At 42.6% G+C, this 20,365-nt stretch carries 20 protein-coding genes and 2 tRNA genes; 16 read left to right on the forward strand and 6 right to left on the reverse strand.

All coding sequences use genetic code 11. The features are described from left to right. Positions 1-92: 92 nt before the first annotated feature. Positions 93-1,100 carry a YhdH/YhfP family quinone oxidoreductase gene (locus GQR89_RS14095; RefSeq protein ID WP_158770623.1) on the forward strand — a complete coding sequence of 336 codons (1,008 nt, stop codon included), beginning with the start codon at positions 93-95 and terminating at the stop codon, positions 1,098-1,100. 133 nt (positions 1,101-1,233) lie between these two features. Here the strand turns inward: GQR89_RS14095 and GQR89_RS14100 are convergent, their stop codons facing one another. The 3 genes from GQR89_RS14100 to queE form a co-directional block, all read right to left on the reverse strand. Beyond that, on the reverse strand, positions 1,234-2,016 hold the full coding sequence (locus GQR89_RS14100; RefSeq protein ID WP_158772275.1) for an amino acid ABC transporter substrate-binding protein: 783 nt from the start codon (positions 2,014-2,016) through the stop codon (positions 1,234-1,236). 76 nt (positions 2,017-2,092) lie between these two features. Next, positions 2,093-2,512, reverse strand: coding sequence for a hypothetical protein (locus tag GQR89_RS14105; protein ID WP_233268977.1), 420 nt, complete (start codon positions 2,510-2,512; stop codon positions 2,093-2,095). 26 nt (positions 2,513-2,538) lie between these two features. After that, entirely contained in the window at positions 2,539-3,219 is a 681-nt protein-coding gene (gene queE, locus GQR89_RS14110) for a 7-carboxy-7-deazaguanine synthase QueE (RefSeq protein WP_158770625.1), read from the reverse strand. Between the two features lie 99 nt (positions 3,220-3,318). On the opposite strand from queE, the gene queC reads away from it, so the two are divergent. Beyond that, the gene (gene queC / locus GQR89_RS14115; RefSeq protein WP_158770626.1) at positions 3,319-3,975 is read left to right on the forward strand and encodes a 7-cyano-7-deazaguanine synthase QueC; all 657 of its coding nucleotides are present in this window, start codon (positions 3,319-3,321) and stop codon (positions 3,973-3,975) included. A 137-nt stretch (positions 3,976-4,112) separates the two neighbouring features. On the opposite strand, the gene GQR89_RS14120 is transcribed toward queC, so the two are convergent. From GQR89_RS14120 to GQR89_RS14130, 3 genes are all read right to left on the reverse strand, one after another. Then, positions 4,113-5,033 (reverse strand): LysR family transcriptional regulator, encoded by a 921-nt coding sequence (locus GQR89_RS14120; protein ID WP_158770627.1) that lies wholly within the window; start codon positions 5,031-5,033, stop codon positions 4,113-4,115. 203 nt (positions 5,034-5,236) lie between these two features. Continuing rightward, complete coding sequence (uvrB, locus tag GQR89_RS14125; RefSeq protein WP_158770628.1) at positions 5,237-7,246, reverse strand: excinuclease ABC subunit UvrB; 2,010 nt, start codon at positions 7,244-7,246, stop codon at positions 5,237-5,239. Between the two features lie 32 nt (positions 7,247-7,278). Continuing rightward, positions 7,279-8,640 (reverse strand): MATE family efflux transporter, encoded by a 1,362-nt coding sequence (locus GQR89_RS14130; protein WP_158770629.1) that lies wholly within the window; start codon positions 8,638-8,640, stop codon positions 7,279-7,281. A 1,052-nt stretch (positions 8,641-9,692) separates the two neighbouring features. Here GQR89_RS14130 and GQR89_RS14135 point away from each other — a divergent pair. The 14 genes from GQR89_RS14135 to glpQ all read left to right on the forward strand — a co-directional run bounded on the left by GQR89_RS14135 (position 9,693) and on the right by glpQ (position 20,327). Beyond that, positions 9,693-9,769: transfer RNA gene (locus GQR89_RS14135), tRNA-Asn, on the forward strand. A gap of 93 nt (positions 9,770-9,862) precedes the next feature. Continuing rightward, positions 9,863-9,939, forward strand: a tRNA-Asn gene (locus GQR89_RS14140). Between the two features lie 334 nt (positions 9,940-10,273). Next, complete coding sequence (rsxA, locus tag GQR89_RS14145; RefSeq protein WP_158770630.1) at positions 10,274-10,855, forward strand: electron transport complex subunit RsxA; 582 nt, start codon at positions 10,274-10,276, stop codon at positions 10,853-10,855. Continuing rightward, positions 10,855-11,421: an electron transport complex subunit RsxB gene (gene rsxB / locus GQR89_RS14150; RefSeq protein WP_158770631.1), complete on the forward strand. Its 567-nt coding sequence runs from the start codon at positions 10,855-10,857 to the stop codon at positions 11,419-11,421. The genes rsxA and rsxB overlap by 1 nt, the downstream gene beginning before the upstream one ends. After that, complete coding sequence (rsxC, locus tag GQR89_RS14155; protein ID WP_158770632.1) at positions 11,421-14,114, forward strand: electron transport complex subunit RsxC; 2,694 nt, start codon at positions 11,421-11,423, stop codon at positions 14,112-14,114. Before rsxB ends, rsxC begins: the two co-directional genes overlap by 1 nt. Positions 14,115-14,123: 9 nt before the next feature. Beyond that, complete coding sequence (rsxD, locus tag GQR89_RS14160; RefSeq protein WP_158770633.1) at positions 14,124-15,197, forward strand: electron transport complex subunit RsxD; 1,074 nt, start codon at positions 14,124-14,126, stop codon at positions 15,195-15,197. After that, a complete protein-coding gene (gene rsxG / locus GQR89_RS14165) occupies positions 15,194-15,841 on the forward strand; it encodes an electron transport complex subunit RsxG (RefSeq protein ID WP_158770634.1) in 648 nt (215 codons plus the stop codon). Before rsxD ends, rsxG begins: the two co-directional genes overlap by 4 nt. A 6-nt stretch (positions 15,842-15,847) precedes the next feature. Next, entirely contained in the window at positions 15,848-16,546 is a 699-nt protein-coding gene (locus GQR89_RS14170) for an electron transport complex subunit E (RefSeq protein WP_158770635.1), read from the forward strand. 28 nt (positions 16,547-16,574) lie between these two features. Beyond that, complete coding sequence (nth, locus tag GQR89_RS14175) at positions 16,575-17,210, forward strand: endonuclease III (protein WP_158770636.1); 636 nt, start codon at positions 16,575-16,577, stop codon at positions 17,208-17,210. A 33-nt stretch (positions 17,211-17,243) separates the two neighbouring features. Next, a complete protein-coding gene (locus tag GQR89_RS14180) occupies positions 17,244-17,438 on the forward strand; it encodes a YwbE family protein (protein ID WP_158770637.1) in 195 nt (64 codons plus the stop codon). A gap of 89 nt (positions 17,439-17,527) precedes the next feature. After that, positions 17,528-18,280: a sulfite exporter TauE/SafE family protein gene (locus GQR89_RS14185; RefSeq protein ID WP_158770638.1), complete on the forward strand. Its 753-nt coding sequence runs from the start codon at positions 17,528-17,530 to the stop codon at positions 18,278-18,280. 157 nt (positions 18,281-18,437) lie between these two features. After that, positions 18,438-18,752, forward strand: coding sequence for a quaternary ammonium compound efflux SMR transporter SugE (gene sugE / locus GQR89_RS14190; protein ID WP_158770639.1), 315 nt, complete (start codon positions 18,438-18,440; stop codon positions 18,750-18,752). A gap of 173 nt (positions 18,753-18,925) precedes the next feature. Further along, positions 18,926-19,309, forward strand: coding sequence for a lactoylglutathione lyase (gloA, locus tag GQR89_RS14195; protein WP_158770640.1), 384 nt, complete (start codon positions 18,926-18,928; stop codon positions 19,307-19,309). A gap of 37 nt (positions 19,310-19,346) precedes the next feature. Further along, complete coding sequence (glpQ, locus tag GQR89_RS14200; RefSeq protein WP_158770641.1) at positions 19,347-20,327, forward strand: glycerophosphodiester phosphodiesterase; 981 nt, start codon at positions 19,347-19,349, stop codon at positions 20,325-20,327. Positions 20,328-20,365: the final 38 nt, after the last annotated feature.

Raw genomic sequence — 20,365 nt, forward strand, 5'->3', positions numbered from 1 at the left:
CTTTACATTATAAGTTGAACTTTGCGATGTGTTTGTAACAAGATCGCGGTTTATTCATTACATCAATTTCCTATAACAGGAGTATTTTATTCATGTCTCAAGCCAACACTTTTAAAGCCCTACTCGTCGAAGAGCAAGATGATAAGACCTTTACCAAGAGTATTGTTCAGCGCAGTGTCAGTGATTTACCAGATAATGACCTACTGATCCAAGTCCACTATTCGTCGCTAAACTACAAAGATGCGATGTCAGCCAGCGGTAATAAGCGCATTAGTCAGCACTTTCCGCACACGCCAGGAATCGATGCCGCTGGCATTGTGATAAGCGATAAGTCAGGCACATTCTCAGCTGGCCAACATGTATTGGTATTTGGTTACGACTTAGGCATGAATACACCTGGTGGCTTAGGACAAATGATTTCGATACCAGCCACATGGGCGGTAGCTTGCCCTGAAACCCTGACGTTAAAAGAAGCCATGACTTATGGCACAGGGGGATTAACCGCAGCATTGTGTATTCAAAAGCTTGAGAAAATGGGCGCTAAACCCAGCGACGGTCCAGTAGCGGTAACTGGTGCAACAGGCGGTGTAGGCAGTATCAGTATCGCACTACTCAAGCAATTAGGTTATGAGGTTGTGGCATTTTCTGGCAAACCTGAACAATCAGATAAGTTAAAAGAACTAGGTGCTAGCGAAGTATTACACAGAGATGTGATTTTAGAAGTGAAAGACTTACCCATAGGTAAAACAAAATGGGCGCACGGTATTGATACTTTAGGAGGCGATTATTTAACCGGTTTGCTGAAACAGCTAAAAGCCGGAGGAGGTGTTGCTTCAGTAGGCCTTGCTTCGTCACCTGAAATAGCAATGAATGTGATACCTTTTATCACCCGCGGCGTGTCGTTGCTTGGCGTTGATTCAGTCTATATTCCACTTGAAGATAAAAAGCATATTTGGCAGCGCGTAGCAACAGACATGAAACTACCTAATTTGGATAGCTACCAACAAGAGATTTCACTCCCAGAAACCCCCGCTTACCTAGATCGCTTCTTTAAAGGTCAAGTTGTTGGTCGCTACGTAGTCAATGTGCAAGATGCATAAAAATGTAACATCTATCGGAATATATCGTTAGGAAAATAGTAAAAATGGCTCTCTCACTTGAACGTGGGAAGGCCCTTTTTTAGGTACATTTATATATAGTTAACTGATTTTGTAGTTTCTATTTAGGCTATTATTACTGATTCAGTTTTAACACGTCAGGGTCATACCATAATTCTTTACGTTTAAGCGGTGTAGCAGTCGGTAAAAAACTATTTTCCAGCTCGAATATGTGACGATTAGGCATATTTGCTCGGTCTAACTTGCCCTGAAATGTTTGCACAAAAAGTTGCTCGAACGATCCATCTGCGATGGCTATTTCTAACCCTTTCTCAATTAAACTCGCCAATGGGCGACTTTTCTTATTCACAAAGAAATACATAGCCTCAGGGTAACGAATGGCTATCTCCTGCTCGACCATTAAATCAGCATTGTAAGCTGGGTTATCAATCTCATCCCATACTTCAACTACCGAGCGGGGGAAAAAATCTCCCTGCGCACGGCGTAATAAATTAAAGAGATTACCATATGCATTATCTACCGTAACATTGAATCCATTAGCTTGAAGGATTTTGGTATCGGGCCAATCACGCCCTTGAATGGGAATAAGTTTTATTAAATGCTCGAGCTTTTGTACGTATTTAAATCGCGCAGGCATATCATCTCTGATCAACAGTAAACGCCAACCAATCAAGCCTTTATATATAGGAATACGTATGGGCAGCAACTGTTGCTCCCGCTGTTTATCCGTCACGCTCCACACCACATTTACATCGCGACTGTCCATCAAACGTTTGAGTGCTTTATTTTGCAACATAATGCGCTCAGATGGTTTAAGTGAGTACCGTACACCCGTTTTTTCAAGCGCTAGCGCCAATAATTTCACCGGATAAATTGACCGCTGATCCGATTCAGACATTGCCCTAGGATAGGTAAGTCGCCATGTGGCTGCCTGTCCGGTAAACGTGACCAACAAGGCAAGCCCAAATATTAATTTAACCAATGCTATCTCGCTCATTATTACTAGAGAAAAATTGAAATATCGATTCTTGATCGTCATCCACTACGGCCACAATGATTTTTAAGCTACCATCAGCAACCTCTTGCAAAGTATAAGAAGTCGCGCAGACTGAAACGACTTGATCATCAGCATCTAATAATTGCCAACGCATTTTAAGAAAATGCAGTGTGTCAGACAAGCGTATTGCCTGCGTTAAATTAGGCAAATGCCTGACTATATTAGCTGCGCGCAAACGCTTAAGCATGACTTGACATGATTTTGCTAAGTCATCTCCCTGCATAAAGACATATTTATCGTGATCATTTATCACAACCGTCGGCAATAGACAGAAGTTGATTAAACGCTCAACATCATGCCGATCAAGCGCATGGGCATAATCCATTAAAAATTTCATCGCGTCTCGTTGCATAAAAAACCCAATTATTCGATTCCAATAAATTTGTGTGTTTGTAAAGATAAACGCCAATTTCTGGCTATACAGGTTTTAATGCACAATTCAGTTGCTCGTTTTTGCATACTGATAGGTTGAAGATAGATCAACGGTTTAGGAGTATCAGCTCCCTCCAGTAACAAAAGCACCTCGTCCAATTCCTCAATATGCTTCTGCATGGCCACTGGATGCTTGATTTCATTTGCCCTTAGCAATGCACTTTTTAACACATCGCGCTTACCCGGCATATTAACTTTCGGTGAGACGGTTATCCAAGTATCTTTATGGGTCAAAATTTCATAGGTACCGCTGGTTTCGACCTGAACACTGTAACCATTCTCTAATAAGACCGTTGAAAGTGCCGTCAAGTCATACATACAGGGCTCTCCTCCAGTCAAAATAATATTGTTAGCGGTATACCCATGGGATTTAAATAACGCTAATAATTGTTCAGGCGTATGCGCAAACCACTGCTCGGTATCTTCGTTTTGCGCCATGACTTCGGTTACTTCAACTTTGAGATCTTCATTGACTGTCCATGTGTGTTTAGTATCACACCAAGGGCAGCCAACAGGGCAACCTTGCAAGCGAATAAAGATAGACGGTACACCTGTATGGGCGCCCTCCCCCTGAAGAGATTCAAAAACCTCGTTAATCTTGTATGTATTCAACAGCTTTCCTGTGGTTTAACTAAGGGTTATCTGGGATTTTCAGACCGAATGGCTTAACATTAGCATCTAGAAACTGTCGATTATAGAGAAGCTGAACAAATGGTACAAAAGGTGGTAGTAATTTTTTCTGGTGGCATGGACTCCTTCACCGTTCTAAACATGGCAGTTAATGATGGATACGAAGTATATGCCTTGTCCTTTGATTACGGTCAACGCCACAGCAAAGAACTGGATTACGCAAGTCGTGCCTGTCAGAACTTGGGAGTATCTCATAAGATTATCGATATATCGGCGATAAATGAGTTAATAGGTGGGTCATCATTAACGTCAGATATCGACATTCCTGAAGGGCATTACGCAGAAGAAAGTATGAAGCAAACTGTGGTTCCCAACCGCAATATGATTTTGCTGTCGATGGCAGTGGGTTATGCCGTGTCTTTAGACGCCACTAAGGTGTTTTACGGTGCACACTCGGGCGACCATGCTATTTACCCTGACTGTCGCCCAGAATTCGTTGAACGTATGAATGATGTATGCGCGATCGCCAATTACGAAAAGGTTGAAATAATCTCACCGTTTTTATACCAAAGTAAAATCGATATTTTAACCGCTGGACTGAATATGGGACTCGATTACAATTTAACTTGGACCTGCTACAACGGCCGTGAAAAAGCATGTGGAAAGTGCGGAGCTTGCCAAGAGAGATTAGAGGCATTTGAGCAAAATAACACGCAAGATCCGCTCAGCTACGAATAACGTTTCAGTTATTTTATTACGCCCTCACTTGGCTTAACTAAGAGTGTGGGCGACACACCCTATTTTCCTATTCACGCTTTTGCTTAAACTAGTATCCAGCTAATCCAATAAAATCGATTGCAATAATTAATCAAAGACTACTTTTCAGTTTGTTGAATAAAGTAGGCGATTTCCTTAATAAGATGACGTAACACAGGATTTAACCGAGTATTCTTACCGTTCATCACAAATAGCTCATGGCTAAACTCAAATTGGCGATTCTTGATGCTGACTAAGCCCAAATCTTTACCTTGGTGTTCAAGCATATAATCAGGTAATAACCCCAAATATTCACCGGTCATAATCGCCGACAAACACCCGTCATAAGAATCTGAAAAAGTTTGGATCGACAACCTACGCTCACCGTCTATATAGTTACTAGAAGACAAACCGGATATACCGATAGCCGGATAATCATCGATACGTATATTATCCGGAATGCCATCCGTATATTTGGCCAAAGCATGGGTTGGTGAACAATACAGACGGCCTCGGCATTTGACATTGATTGGGTGAAATGTCACCGATTCTGGTTTCACCATATCATAGGTGGACAACACCAAATGGCACTCACCTGATAAAGCGACGTGTTCCACTTCGTTATATAAACGGGTTTGAATATTAACGTGAATATCATTGAATTTATTCATCGTACTTTTAACCGCCTTGCTCACTGCAAGGTGATAATTAAGTGGCAAACCAGCCATCATTACAAGGGTAATATTCCCTGAATAGTCGTCGTGTAAGCTTTTTAAGTTGAATACAAAGTTGTCAAATGAGTTAAAGATACGCTTGGTTTCTTGAAACACTACCTCGCCTTCCTTACTCATTTGGAATCCTCCTCGTCCTCGGTGACATAACACCAAGTCTAATCGGTCTTCTAACTTTTTAATGGCGGCACTGATATTAGGACGTTGCATACGCAACACAGATTCAGCAGCAGTGAAACCGTTGCAAGATGCAACGGCGTAAAACACGCGAAGAAGTTTGATATCTGATTCTTGCAGACGATTAATCATGGTTAGCACCGCTTTTAGGTATAGTTATTGATACTTAAGCGTATAATAGGCAAGGCCAAATGTGATTACAATGTAAATATCGCTAAAATGGCTGCTAACCATCACGAAAAATCATTGAAGATTGATTAACGTCGCCAAAATAACATTTATTTCCCCGCATAAATTGGTGCTGTTTCACATTATTATGACGGTAAAAGCATGTATCAGGATATATCTACCAACTTTTGGCGCAGCATTTCGACTTCATCTCGCATCGATGCAGCTTGTTCAAACTCTAAGTCTTTAGCTAGTTGGAACATTTTCTTTTCAAGCTCGGCGATATTTTTCATCAACTCCGGCACAGTTAAGCCGTTGTACTTCTTACCTGATTCCGCGACCTTGCGCAGCAGAACCTTACCTTGTCCACCACCCTCGCCTACATCCATAATGTCGGTGATCGGCTTATTCAGTTGAGTAGGCACAATATTATGCTTTTTATTATGCTCTCGCTGTTTTTCACGTCGTCTATCGGTTTCATCAATGGCCCGTTGCATTGATCCAGTAATACGATCGGCATATAGGATCGCGCGACCATTTATGTGTCGAGCTGCACGCCCCATGGTTTGAATTAAAGAACGGTCAGAGCGCAAGAATCCTTCTTTATCAGCATCAAGAATCGCTACAAGAGAGACCTCTGGCATGTCCAAGCCCTCTCTAAGTAAGTTAATACCAACCAAGACATCGAATTTACCTAAGCGCAGATCCCGAATAATTTCAATACGTTCAACGGTATCGATATCCGAATGTAGATAGCGCGCTTTGACATTATGTTCATCTAAATATTCGCTTAAATCTTCGGACATACGCTTGGTTAACGTCGTAACCAATACGCGCTCATTGAGTGCGACACATTTCTCAATTTCCGACAATAAGTCATCAACCTGCGTTCCAACCGGACGGATCTCGATTTCTGGATCAATCAAGCCGGTTGGGCGAACAACTTGTTCAACGATATCGTCCGGTGTTTTTGCCAACTCATACTTGCCCGGTGTAGCTGATACATAAATAGTTTGCGGGGCAATCTGTTCAAACTCTTCAAACTTCAATGGTCGATTGTCAAGAGCGGAAGGAAGTCTAAAACCATACTCAACCAATGTCTCTTTACGCGAACGGTCCCCTTTATACATAGCGCCAATTTGTGAAACCGTTACATGAGACTCATCGATAAACAGTAAGCCATCTGAGGGAAAGTAATCAATTAGCGTCGGAGGCGGATCACCAGGTGTTCTACCCGATAAATAACGGGAATAGTTTTCGATACCCGAGCAATATCCTAATTCTTGCATCATTTCCATATCAAATTGACAACGCTGACTGAGTCGCTGCTCTTCAACCAATTTATTAACAGACAACAATTGCGCTTTTCGTTCTTTCAGTTCGACTTTTATATGTTCAATAGCATCGACAATCTTTTCCCGTGGCGTCACGTAGTGGGTTTTTGGAAAGATAGTCGCTCGAGTCACCGTTTTTTCCACGGCCCCAGTTAATGGATCGAATATACTGATACGCTCAACTTCTTCATCGAATAACTCTACACGTATTGCTTCACGTTCAGAATCTGCCGGAAAAATATCAATCACATCGCCCCGTACCCTAAAGGTACCTCTCTCAAAGGCAATATCATTACGGCTATATTGGATTTCGGCTAAACGACGCAGGATATCACGCTGGTTCATGATGTCGCCTTGGCGAAAATGCAGTAACATTTTCATATACGAATCCGGATCACCTAAACCGTATATCGCTGATACGCTAGAAACAATTATGACATCCCGACGCTCCATTAACGATTTAGTCGCCGACAAACGCATTTGTTCTATATGCGCATTAATCGAGGCATCTTTTTCGATAAAGGTATCACTAGATGGCACATAGGCCTCAGGTTGGTAGTAGTCATAATATGACACGAAATATTCTACCGCATTATTAGGAAAGAACTCCTTCATCTCTCCGTATAACTGAGCTGCCAACGTCTTATTATGGGCTAATATTAAAGTGGGTCTTTGCACTTCACTAATAATATTGGCCATAGTAAAGGTTTTCCCTGACCCGGTTACCCCAAGTAAGGTTTGAGCGGCAAGACCACTCTCAAGTCCCTCGACTAGCGCCTTAATGGCTTTAGGTTGATCCCCTGCCGGTGAATAGGAAGACGTAAGTTGAAACGGACGAGCCATTGATTACCCTTTTATTGAAAATAGAAACGAAATTACCCAGAGATGCGTTTAGCAATTGTCCGGCTAAACCAGATATATGCTACCGCAGCGGTGAGCACATTAGCCACAATACCCGCAAAAAACATACCTTTGAGGTCAAATAGGTAGCTACCTAGATAGGATATGGGCACAAAAAATACAAACAACCGTAAAACACTCATCAGTAGCGCAGACATTGGCAAATGCATCGCATTAAATGATGAGTTAGTCAAAATCACGATCCCTTGTACGCCATAGCCTAGAGGAACGATCATCAAATAGGCTTGAATAAGATTGATAACCTCTGGCTCTGTGGAGAATAAACGCGCCAGCACACCAGACAACATATAAATCACAACAAATACCAGCAATTGCCAAACCACCACAAAACGTACGCATATTTGATATGCTTTTGACACTCGCAATAAGTTATTAGCCCCATAATTTTGACTAATAAAAGGCGGCAACGACATAGACAAGGCTAAAATAACGATGCTGGCTATCGACTCTAAACGGCCACCCACCCCCCATGCCGCGACTGCACCAGGGCCATACCCGGCAACAACTGCCGTTAAAATTCCACCCGCTATAGGCGTCAGCATATTTGCACCTGCGGCGGGTAAGCCAATCTTTAGTATACCGCCAATGGTACGCCGTAGTTCTTTCAACTTTAATAGACGAGGCAAGATAAGTTGACGTTTGTAGGCTAGTAAATACAAGATGTATATTAGCCCTAATGCCCACGCAATAAGTGTGGCTAGAGCCGCCCCTTGCATCCCCATTGCTGGAATAGGCCCCCAGCCGAATATAAGGATAGGATCTAGGATTACATTTATGAGACCCCCACTTGCCATAATGTAGCTAGGGGTTTTTGTATCGCCTGACGCACGTAAAATACTGTTACCTACCATCGGCATCGCCAAAAATACACCAGCGGCGTACCAGACCACCATATACTCACGAATATGCACTAATAGCCCATCAGTTGCCCCGAGTAAGATGAAAATAGGATCGATAGTTAACAAGCCAACCAAGGCTAGTATAACAGCCAATACAAATGCCAACATTAATGCACCTGTACCAGATTCTTTAGCTTGATCATGGCTATTGCTGCCAAGAAAACGTGCGATTACCGCTGACGTACCTATCCCTAAACCAATATGCAGACTAATTAAAGTAAAAGTAACAGGAAAGGTAAAACTAATAGCTGCTAACTCTTGTGTGCCCAACAAGCCGATAAAAAAGGTATCTACTAATCCAAAGGACATCATCATGACCATGCCTATCAACATAGGAATCGTCATGCTTTTTATTGTTTTACCGATGGGGCTGTTTAACAGGTCGCGGCGCTCTGTTGATGCAGATTTTTGACTCACATTGGGGTTCCCTAAATAACTAGCCGACCATAGTAAGCCAACAAATTACATAAGACTAACGGAAAGCTGTTTCAAAATACGTGCTTGGCTTAGATTGATTTTCATAAAAAATATTCGCTTTGGCGATTCAAGTAAACAGTAATAGGACATGGGTAGATCAATATGTATGCAATTAGTGACGAAAAATAAGCACCCCCTCCATACTCATTATTCTTTTGCGGAGAGATTGATCACTTTCCTGTTACTTTTCGGACAAAAACGGTAGACATAAATTTAGTAATTTCAAGCACTATTTTTATAAAATTAAATTTGCTAATGAAAACAACACACAAGATAAAAACAAGCTGGGTGAAAATCACCCAAGCTAACCTACAAAAGCGCCATATATAGTATAACATCATGATTTATATAGATAAAAATAGAAAAACAAAAGTTTTTCTTAAATCGTATTGACATCGAATCTACTAGGCTTGCGAGAAGCATTGCGAATTCATGCACATAGTTATCCACAGATATAGTGGATAACTATCCCCGCCTCAACAAATCCGTGAACTTGAATGAATAATGCCAGATCACTTGGTAAGTCATCACTAACCTCTTGCAGTCATACGCTAGGTTACACTTTTATTAATTACTGATTATACATACAGTAATCAACAACATTTAAATAACCATTAGTTATATAGGAACCAATTATTGCTCTTTTTCCTATTAGTAAATTTTCTTACATTGATTATCCATATTGGCAGGTGACAGTAATAAGCTGATGATCGCCACCCATTTCGTTTAATCTATTAGCCGAACCACTACCTTCTTACGGCTAATGCTAATTACGTTTAACAAAACGAACAACTCTTGAGCGATTTTGCCGAGTGATTGTACGAATAAAAATCAATTGTGAAATAATCCCGAAAAAAGCTAAAAATAGTTGTAATCGGTGTTGACACCAGACGGTATGCTCATTAATATTCGCCCCCGTTGAAAGGGCCTCACAGGCACTGACTTAATAAGGCAATGTTTTGCTAAAGTTCTTTCAACTAGCGTTAAACGATTCCCCCTTAGCTCAGTTGGTTAGAGCGACGGACTGTTAATCCGCAGGTCCCCCGTTCGAATCGGGGAGGGGGAGCCAACGTTTACAAGGCATATGCATTGTTAACAAGGCTCGGTAGTTTTCGATTCGAAGCGTTATTTATGTCTTAAGGCATAAAGTTTGATATTTGATTCCCCCTTAGCTCAGTTGGTTAGAGCGACGGACTGTTAATCCGCAGGTCCCCCGTTCGAATCGGGGAGGGGGAGCCAATCAGGCTCAATTCTCATATTTCTCTTCGTTATAAAATCCTCAAAACTTTTGCATATCAAGTTGTTAATCAGTTCGATTACTTAGATAATACCGCGCAGTTTATCGAAGATGTATCTGTCACACTTCGTTCATACTCAATTTTGGCGAAATGATTGCCGTTATTTTATCCATATTCATCAACGGGAGTAATTTGTTTACGGGGTGGTTAGGGTGTATTTTGCCTTATATATGTAAGGCTTAAGGCATTTTCGGTAATCATCAGCTCTCGCATTCACTTTGCATAACAACGAACAGGTTTTAAGATTTTGATTTTTGTACTAGGTTGCAAACAATATGACTGAGTTTTTACTGCTATTAGTCGGCACGGTGCTTGTCAATAACTTTGTATTGGTTCAGTTCCTCGGCCTTTGTCCATTTATGGGTGTATCAGGGAAGCTTGAAACAGCTATCGGTATGTCGATGGCCACGACCTTTGTTCTCACATTAGCTTCTCTTTCCAGTTATCTCGTTGAACACTACATATTATTGCCATTGGGAATTGAATACCTTCGCACATTAAGTTTTATTCTGGTAATAGCTGTAGTGGTTCAGTTTACCGAAATGGTCGTTCATAAAACGAGTCCAACACTGTATCGATTACTGGGTATTTTCTTACCTCTAATCACGACAAACTGTGCCGTACTCGGTGTCGCCTTATTAAACATAAATCATGACCATAACTTTATTGAGTCAGTTATCTATGGATTCGGTGCAGCAGTTGGTTTTTCACTCGTGTTAATTTTGTTTGCCGCTATGCGCGAGCGTTTAGCCGTTGCCGATGTGCCTGCCCCATTCAAAGGTGCATCAATTAGTATGATTACTGCTGGCTTGATGTCCTTGGCGTTTTTAGGCTTTACTGGCTTGGTGAAGTTTTAATGACGTTGTTTTGGACTATTCTTACTGCACTTATAGCTATTGGCCTGCTTGCCCTAGTCTTTGGCTCAATATTGGGGTTCGCGTCGGTTCGTTTCAAAGTAGAAAGCGATCCTCTGGTCGACCAGATCGATGAGTTGCTCCCGCAAACACAATGCGGTCAATGTGGCTATCCGGGTTGCAAGCCATACGCACAAGCGATAGCCGATGGCGACGATATCAATAAGTGTCCACCGGGTGGTGACGCAACTATAAAACGCCTTGCGGATTTAATGGGAGTTGAAGCAACCTCTTTAGATGCCGCTCACGGTACTGAAGACATAAAGAAAGTTGCCTTTATACGCGAAGATGAATGTATTGGCTGTACTAAGTGCATTCAAGCCTGCCCAGTAGATGCGATTTTAGGCGCAGCTAAACAAATGCACACGGTATTGAGCGATGAGTGTACCGGTTGTGATTTGTGTGTCGACCCCTGCCCTGTTGACTGTATTGATATGATCCCTACACAAACCACGGCTTCTTCGTGGCGCTGGAACATTGACAGTATCCCCGTTAAGCAGGTGAGCTAATGAATCGAGTGTTAATTCCTTCTTTCGATGAAATTGTAAAGCACGTTGAGCGTAATAAACTGTGGGACTTCCCCGGTGGCATATTCCCAGCCCAACAAAAAGAACTATCGAATCATCAACCAATAGAAAGCATGACGCTTCCCGAGCGTTTGTATATTCCGCTGAAGCAGCATATTGGTGTTGAAGGCCAATTGCTCGTCGGCCCAGGAGAATACGTTTTAAAAGGTCAACCACTTACTCGCAGCGCAAACCCGTTTGCGGTTCCGGTTCATGCGTCAACATCAGGCACGGTGATAAGTGTTGGGCCTCATGTATCTGCACATCCTTCTGCGTTGCCTGAGCAAACGTTAGTTATCGAACCCGATACTCTCGATAAATGGATAGCTCTTACCCCATTAAAAGACTATCAATCATTGCCGAAGGTTGCAGTGCTTGAAGCGATTTGCAATGCTGGCGTGTCTGGTATGGGCGGCGCAGGGTTTCCTACGCATATAAAAGCATCACCGAAAAAAGACGTCGAATTTATTATTATAAACGGTGTTGAGTGCGAGCCTTATATCACAGCCGATGATCGTTTGATGCGAGAGCATGCATGGCAAATTCGCCAAGGCATAGACGTGTTATGTCATCTGCTGTCTCCTAAACAAGTATATATTGCCATAGAAGACAACAAGCCAGAGGCGATAGAAGCCATGCGAGTGGCTTGTCAACAGAGTGAGCAGTATAAGGTAGTGCCCATTGCCACTAAATATCCCGCTGGCGGTGAAAAACAGCTTATTCAAGTATTAACTAATCGAGAAGTGCCCAAGCAAGGTTTGCCAATTGATGTGGGCGTGATAATGCACAACGTCGGAACGTGTTACGCCATTGCAGACGCAGTATTTTCAGGCAAACCTTTGATACAGCGCGTGGTTACTGTCACTGGCAAAGCGGTAAGTACACCAAAAAATGTATGGGCATTGATAGGCGCGCCCGTTGCACATTTATTGGCGTCAGCCGGTTATTTAGTAGATAAGCAATCACAAAAGCAGATAATCATGGGCGGTCCTATGATGGGCTTTACCTTAGCAAGTGATCAAGTACCCGTAGTTAAAATAACCAATTGTCTGTTATTACCTACCAAAGATGAAATAGCAGAGCCAGAAGCGGAGCAACCATGCATTCGATGCAGTGCTTGCGCTGATGCGTGTCCAGTATCTTTATTGCCCCAGCAACTTTTTTGGCATAGTAAGGCAAAAGAGTTAGATAAAGCCCAAGATTATAATTTATTTGATTGTATTGAATGCGGTGCCTGTGCGTACGTATGTCCAAGCGATATACCACTTGTGCACTATTACCGTGTGACCAAAGCTGAAATCAGGCTTGAACAAGAAGAAAAACAAAAATCAGATAAAGCCAGAGAACGTTTTGAAAGTCGCGCCGCTCGCTTAGTAAGAGAACAAGAAGCAAGAGACGAAAAACACCGTAAAGCGGCAGAAGCGCGTCAATCAGCGATGCAAAACAAAGGCAATGACGCTGGAGATAAAATCGCTGCTGCATTAGCCAGAGCGAAAGCCAAAAAAGCTCAGCAAGCCGAGTATAATGCCAACGAGCCAACATCTATAGCGCCGTCAGTTCAAACAAATCAAGACACGCCAATCCAATCTTCAGGTACATCCAAAGATGATCGAGTAGCTGCGGCCATTGCGCGCGCAAAAGCAAAGAAAGCCCAGAAAATAAATAATATTGAGGCCAACACAGATTCAGTTGCCATTACTGATACCCCGATTTCAGCTTCGGCAAACGAAGCGCTAGTCGAAACACAAGCTGAACCCTCTGAAACAGCCGGTAACTCAAAAGATTCCCGTGTTGCTGCAGCCATAGCGAGAGCCAAAGAGAAAAAAGCACAAAGATTAGCGCAGGCAGAATTGGTTCCCCTTGAGCCGAAACTCGATCAGGACCAAATTACGCCCTCTGATCCTCCCAAAGAATCATCTGCCCCGGGTAAATCTAAAGATGAACGCGTTGCTGCTGCTATCGCTCGAGCAAAGGCAAAAAAGGCCGAAAAATTAGTCACGGAAAATCCTGTGGAACCACAGATTACAATGGACGAAAAACCCGTTGCGGAACAACAAATCTTGGTAGCGTCCCAACTCAACCCTGAAATGAATTCGACTTCTCAAAGCCAAGCTAATGACAGTTTGCAAAGTGAGGCCTCAGCGAAAAATCAGCGCATTGCTGCTATTGTGGCTAAAGCAAAAGCCAAAAAAGCACAACAAGTAGAGCAAAATAAAGTCCAAGCTGAGGTGTCTTCATACGATTTCCCTGACACATTGACGTTAACAGAAAGCAAAATTGAAGAGCCTGCAAAAAGCGTATCTAAAACCCCAGTACCCGATGATGAAACGTTAACCGAACAACTTGATCCTGCGGATCAGAAAAAAGCCCGTATCGCTGCTGCTGTAGCAAAGGCAAAAGCTAAAAAATTAACCAAAGAGGCAGCCAGCGACGTATTACCTAACAAGGGTGAAGTGCAAAATACCAATGAAGTACCCGCGCCATTACCTAATCAGTCTGTAACGTCAACTATCAATCAAGAGACGCAACTATCGGAAGCTGAAGAAGCTTTAGACGAGAAGAAGCGTCGTATCGCCGTTGCGGTTGCCAAAGCAAAAGCCAAGAAAGCGGCTCAATTGAAATCATCAGAAGATTAAAACCTGTATATGAATTATAAACTCGCGAGCTCTCCCCATCAGCATGTTAAACGTAACACTGGTCAAGTCATGCGTATGGTTATCTATGCCTTGATCCCAGGAATATTATTACAAACCTGGTTTTTCGGCTTTGGTGTGCTCGTGCAAATAGCCTTGGCTGTTGTCACCGCTTTGATCACAGAAGCCAGTATTTTAGAATTGCGTAAACGAGACTTCGAACGTGCTATTAAGGATTACAGCGCTATATTAACAGCCATTTTATTGGCAATTAGTATCCCCCCCTTTGCCCCATGGTGGGTAGTTGTAATCGGTACCTTCTTCGCCATTGCCATGGTCAAACAACTATACGGTGGTTTGGGCTTTAACGTATTTAATCCTGCTATGGCCGCTTACGTTATGTTACTGGTGTCTTTTCCAGTACAAATGACTCAATGGTTACCGGTGCAGAGTTTAACCATGCATCAATCTAGTATCGTCGATGCTATTTACGCCGTAGTGACAGGTTTTACTGCTGATGGATTTAGCCTCGCCCAATTACAAAATGCCGTTGACGGTCATACTATGGCCACGCCATTAGATGCCATCAAAACAGGTCTTGCCCAAGGATTAACCTATGAAGAGGGTTTGCAGTCGAGTATTTTCGACGGCAGTTTAGGTATAGGCTGGTCTTGGGTTAGCATGGGTTACTTGGTTGGCGGCTTGTATCTTATACGCGCGCGAATTATTAACTGGCACATTCCAGGAGGCATGCTGGCTGCGATGGTTATCTGTGCAGGTGTGATGTTTTTAGTCGATGGTGATCGCTATGCGTCTCCCCTATTTCATCTATTCAACGGTAGTCTAATACTTGGCGCATTTTTCATTGCAACCGACCCAGTATCTGCATCAACAACCAATAAAGGCCGTATTATTTTCGGTGCTGCTATTGGTTTTTGGGTATACGTTATTCGCACGTGGGGCGGCTACCCTGACGCCATAGCGTTCGCTGTTTTAATTATGAACATGGCGGTACCCCTAATCGATTATTACACCCGACCGCGTACTTACGGACATCAAAAAGATGCTAAAGGAGAGCGCAGATGAAATTCGTTATCGCTAAAAATGGTCTGATATTAAGTTTATTCGCGGTAATCACCAGTGGCCTTATCGCGCTTACCTATTTCGGTACACAAGAAAAAATTGAACACCAGCATCAACTAACCTTACTTAAGATCCTAGATGAACTTGTTCCTAGAAATAGTTATACCAATGAAATGCAGCGAGATTGTGTGTTGGTAACGTCAGTTGATTATTTGGGCTCGAAAACTGCGCATCATATTTACCGCGCCACTAAAGACGATCTGCCGGTAGCAGCTGTTATCGAAACCACTGCGCCCAATGGATACAGTGGGCGCATTGAGTTAGTTGTGGGTATAAAAGACCAGTCGACCGTGACAGGTGTACGCGTGCTAAATCATAAAGAAACACCCGGCCTAGGTGATAAAATTGATCTGCGGATAAGTGATTGGGTTCTGGGTTTTACCGATCAGACACTGACCACTGAAAATGCAAAAAATTGGTCGGTAAAAAAAGACGGTGGTCAATTTGATCAATTTACTGGGGCGACAATCACACCAAGAGCAGTTGTTGGTGCTGTAAAGCGAGCCGTCGAGTATTATCAATTGAATTATGACGCAATTTTTTCTGCGAGTAACGAATGTCGCAGTCAATCAGCGATACAAGGGTGATCCCGTATGAATGAATTTAAACAACTAAGCTGGCAAGGTCTATGGAAAAATAATCCTGCTTTGGTGCAATTGCTCGGGTTATGTCCACTATTAGCCGTTACCGCCACCATCACTAATGGGCTCGGCTTAGGGTTAGCAACGACATTGGTATTAATTGGCTCCAATGCGACGGTATCAATTATTCGCAATGTTGTACCCAATGAAATCCGTATTCCTATTTTTGTTATGATAATTGCGGCGTTCGTAACGGTCGTACAATTACTAATGAATGCCTATACCTTCGAGTTGTATCAGGCACTAGGGATATTTATTCCATTGATCGTAACGAATTGCGCGATAATCGGTCGAGCGGAGGCCTATGCATCGAAAAACCCGGTAGTATATGCTGCCTTCGACGGATTAATGATGGGCTTAGGCTTTACAGCAGTACTGGTTTTACTCGGCGCAATGCGCGAACTTCTCGGCTACGGCACTTTGTTTGCTGGTGCTAACTTATTATTAGGCGACTGGGCCAGTAGTCTGAAAATCACCGTATTCACAACCGACTCTCCCTTCTTGCTAGCTATTTTACCACCAGGGGCATTTTTAGGAATGGGCTTAATTATTGCGGTAAAAAACGTGCTGGATAAACGTTTTGCAAACATGTTTGCGGCCAAACAAGAGGCAAAAGTCGTACAACGCGCTCGCGTCACAGCTGAAACATAGCGTTCATATCTAATAGGAAGACACTTCGATGAATCAACAAAAACGCATTGAGATGTTAACGCGTTGGCGTGATGCTAACCCACACCCGACCACAGAGTTAAACTTTACCAGTCCATTTGAATTATTGATTGCCGTGTTGTTATCTGCCCAAGCCACCGATGTAAGTGTGAATAAGGCCATGGCAAAAATGTTTCCCGTTGCTAATACACCTGAAAGTGTTTACGCCCTAGGCGTCGATGGTGTGAAAGAATTTATCAAAACCATTGGTTTGTTCAATACCAAAGCCGTCAATGTTATAAAAACATGTAAAATACTGATAGATCAACATAATTCAGAAATACCAGAGAACCGCGCGGCCCTAGAAGCCTTGCCGGGCGTGGGGCGAAAAACAGCTAACGTTGTGCTTAACACTGCATTTGGCTGGCCGACGATTGCCGTCGACACCCACATTGATCGGGTGAGTAACCGGACCAAATTTGCGGTAGGTAAAAATGTTGATTTGGTCGAGAAAAAACTGCTTAAGGTGGTCCCTGCCGAGTTTAAAGTAGACGTACACCACTGGCTTATTTTACATGGACGCTATACCTGTATTGCCCGCAAACCTCGTTGTGGCTCATGCATAGTAGAAGACTTATGCGAATTCAAAGATAAAGTAGACGAATAAACAGTTAATCAGACATAGCTTAGGAGCAAAAAAATGGACGGGACTAAACGTGCAAACGTGAAAATTGGAGCAGAAGTTTCTGTTGTATTAAAGGAGCATCAACGCACCAACACCTTAACTCAAGGGGTGGTTGAAAAACTTCTGACCAATTCGCCAAATCATCCCCATGGCATCAAAGTACGGCTCGAAGATGGTCAAGTAGGCCGCGTAAAAGTAATTCATCCTTAAACCTCATTTCAATAAATTATATCAAACGTGAATGCTGTCGGCACAAATGCCAAGGACCAGACTGATCTTTACAAGGACTAGCTAAAAATATGTTGGAGTTGTTCTCGTATTCACTCAATTACACCACTCTCAGTCTACTTTTTTTAACGGCATTTTTGATTGGTATGGCTAAAACTGGGGTCAGTGGCGTATCCATGTTTACGGTTCCAGTGATGGCGATTATTTTTGGTGGGAAAGAATCTTCAGGGCTGATGTTGCCTTTGCTGATCATGGCGGATTTATTCGCCGTAAAGTATTACCATCGCCATGCAAATTGGTCATATTTATTAAAACTATTTCCATCGGCAGCAGTCGGAGTGGTTATCGCAACTGTGGTCGGAAATTATATCGACGATCAACTGTTTAGATTGATCATGGGGATCATCATTTTTATCAGTTTGGGGATCATGTTGTGGATGGAAACGGCCAATAAAGAAAATGTTCCAGATTACTTGTGGTTCGCCATATTGATGGGGTTACTCGGTGGTTTTACCACCATGATAGGTAACCTTGCAGGAGCGGTAATGGCACTTTACTTACTCAGTATGCGACTTCCAAAAAATGAATATATCGGCACAGGCGCGTGGTTTTTTCTAGCGATTAATCTATTTAAAGTGCCATTTCATATTTTTAGTTGGCATACCATCTCACTCAATTCGTTTATGTTAAACCTGATAAGTCTGCCTTTTATTGCTCTCGGTGCTTACGCTGGTGTGAAAATCGTCAAACGAATTCCTGACAAGCAATACCGCTGGTTGGTATTAGCGGTAACAGGAGTCGCTGCAGTATTGATGGTGGTTTGATGCACTTGTATTAGACGTTTGACTATGTGCATGCTCAATATGCTAAAATGCTGAGGTCATTTCGACAATCAATTTTCAACTAATTCAATGAAATGAGGACGACCTCATCCCTCGCCTTTTATCTGGGACGACCCAACTTAAAATTGGTAGGTGTAAAATGAACTGGGTTATTCTTTTAATCGCGGGCTTATTTGAAGTTGTGTGGGCGATTGGTCTTAAATACAGCGATGGTTTCAGTAGGTTTTGGCCGTCTTTATTTACCTTAATTGCCATGGCTATTAGTTTTGGTCTGTTGAGTGTCGCCATGAAAACACTTCCCGCTGGTACTGCTTATGCTGTCTGGGTTGTAGTTGGGCTCATCGGCACGGCTATCCTAGGTATGATTTTGTTCAATGAGCCAGTAACGGTACTACGGATATTAAGCCTATTGACCATTACGTTAGGTGTGATTGGCTTAAAATTAAGTAGTTAGTTGCGTCCATTCAATAACTGCTGTTACCTCGTTGTTCGGTAGCAGCACATCCCTACCTATTTATTACATCGCTAATGCTCAATGCTTTGTTACTCTTTGTCATATAGTTGTGATGTTTAACCCGCTATAATCAGTGGCTTGGCTACTTTTTTTGTTAATTAATAAGGATCTTTATGCGCCTATTACACACCATGTTACGGGTTGGAGATTTAAATCGTTCTCTTGCTTTTTATACTGAAGTCCTCGGCATGAAGTTGTTGCGTCGAAGTGAAAACGAAGAGTATCGCTATACCTTAGCTTTTGTTGGCTACGGCGAAGAAGATAGCCAAACTGTGTTAGAACTCACGCACAACTGGGACCAAGCCAGTTACGAAATGGGCACCGCATATGGGCATATAGCTATCGGCGTGGACGATATTTATAAAGTCTGTGAGCAGTTAAAAAAACAAGGCGCCGATGTATACCGTGACGCAGGCCCAGTGAAAGGTGGCAGTACTATTATAGCCTTTGTCCGCGATCCAGATGGTTACGCTATAGAGCTTATTCAAAACCATTAACTCCCTCACTAATGGAAACTATGACATTGGAGTCAGCATGAAAAAATCTATTTTGTCGTTATCCCTTGGCACGTTGCTGCTGAGCCAAGTCAGCTGGGCAATACCTCTCGTTATCGCTCATCGTGGCGCATCAGGGTACTTACCTGAACACACAATGGAATCAACTACCTTAGCGTTTGCTATGGGTGCTGACTTCATCGAACAAGATGTAGTGATAAGCAAGGACGGCGTCCCTGTGGTATTGCACGATATTCATTTAGATACCGTCACCAATGTCGCCGACAAATTTCCACTGCGAAAACGAGAAGATGGACGTTACTACGCACTTGATTTCACGCTAGCTGAGTTAAAGTCTTTGACCGTACATGAGCGTAGTGATCTTGATGGTAAACAAATTTTTCAGCAACGCTATCAAGGTACTGCTCAGTTCACCATTGCGACTTTTGAAGAACAAATTGAATTAATCACGCAACTCAATCGTCAATTTGATAAAAATATCGGTTTTTATTCTGAAATAAAATCCCCTGCTTGGCATCTTGAGCAAGGTGTAGATATTAGTAAAATTGTTTTGGCTACTTTACGCAAGCATGATTTAGATGACGCCAACAAAGCGATCTATGTACAGTGTTTTGATTACGCCGAATTAAAGCGTGTACGCAATGATTTGGGCGCAAAAGTAAAACTGATTCAATTGCTCGGTGAAAATGATTGGGGTGAGTCTGCAACGGATTACGACGTATTACGTACCCCCGCAAAACTTAAGGAGTTAGCTACCGTCGTGCAAGGAATTGGTCCCTGGATACCACAATTGGTAGATATGCAAACGATGCAACCCACTGGCCTGGTCAAAAATGCCCATGCAGTAGGGCTTGATATTCACCCTTACACCTTTCGACAAGATGCATTACCAGAAGGTGTAACGAAGCAACAAGTATTAGATCTGCTATTCAAAGACCTAAAAGTGGATGGGTTGTTTACAGATTTTACCGATACCGTAGTGGACTATTTGCATGATTAAACAGATTTGAGCAAAATTACGCGGCATTAAAAAGCCGA

Source organism: Paraglaciecola sp. L1A13, assembly GCF_009796745.1.
Lineage (GTDB): Bacteria > Pseudomonadota > Gammaproteobacteria > Enterobacterales > Alteromonadaceae > Paraglaciecola.

Coding starts and splice junctions, on each gene's coding strand:
- GQR89_RS14095 (WP_158770623.1), top strand. CDS start 93: ATGTCTCAAGCCAACACTTTTAAAGCCCTACTCGTCGAAGAGCAAGAT.
- GQR89_RS14100 (WP_158772275.1), bottom strand. CDS start 2,016: ATGTCTGAATCGGATCAGCGGTCAATTTATCCGGTGAAATTATTGGCG.
- GQR89_RS14105 (WP_233268977.1), bottom strand. CDS start 2,512: ATGAAATTTTTAATGGATTATGCCCATGCGCTTGATCGGCATGATGTT.
- queC (WP_158770626.1), top strand. CDS start 3,319: ATGGTACAAAAGGTGGTAGTAATTTTTTCTGGTGGCATGGACTCCTTC.
- GQR89_RS14120 (WP_158770627.1), bottom strand. CDS start 5,033: ATGATTAATCGTCTGCAAGAATCAGATATCAAACTTCTTCGCGTGTTT.
- uvrB (WP_158770628.1), bottom strand. CDS start 7,246: ATGGCTCGTCCGTTTCAACTTACGTCTTCCTATTCACCGGCAGGGGAT.
- rsxA (WP_158770630.1), top strand. CDS start 10,274: ATGACTGAGTTTTTACTGCTATTAGTCGGCACGGTGCTTGTCAATAAC.
- rsxB (WP_158770631.1), top strand. CDS start 10,855: ATGACGTTGTTTTGGACTATTCTTACTGCACTTATAGCTATTGGCCTG.
- rsxC (WP_158770632.1), top strand. CDS start 11,421: ATGAATCGAGTGTTAATTCCTTCTTTCGATGAAATTGTAAAGCACGTT.
- rsxD (WP_158770633.1), top strand. CDS start 14,124: ATGAATTATAAACTCGCGAGCTCTCCCCATCAGCATGTTAAACGTAAC.
- rsxG (WP_158770634.1), top strand. CDS start 15,194: ATGAAATTCGTTATCGCTAAAAATGGTCTGATATTAAGTTTATTCGCG.
- GQR89_RS14170 (WP_158770635.1), top strand. CDS start 15,848: ATGAATGAATTTAAACAACTAAGCTGGCAAGGTCTATGGAAAAATAAT.
- nth (WP_158770636.1), top strand. CDS start 16,575: ATGAATCAACAAAAACGCATTGAGATGTTAACGCGTTGGCGTGATGCT.
- GQR89_RS14180 (WP_158770637.1), top strand. CDS start 17,244: ATGGACGGGACTAAACGTGCAAACGTGAAAATTGGAGCAGAAGTTTCT.
- GQR89_RS14185 (WP_158770638.1), top strand. CDS start 17,528: ATGTTGGAGTTGTTCTCGTATTCACTCAATTACACCACTCTCAGTCTA.
- sugE (WP_158770639.1), top strand. CDS start 18,438: ATGAACTGGGTTATTCTTTTAATCGCGGGCTTATTTGAAGTTGTGTGG.
- gloA (WP_158770640.1), top strand. CDS start 18,926: ATGCGCCTATTACACACCATGTTACGGGTTGGAGATTTAAATCGTTCT.
- glpQ (WP_158770641.1), top strand. CDS start 19,347: ATGAAAAAATCTATTTTGTCGTTATCCCTTGGCACGTTGCTGCTGAGC.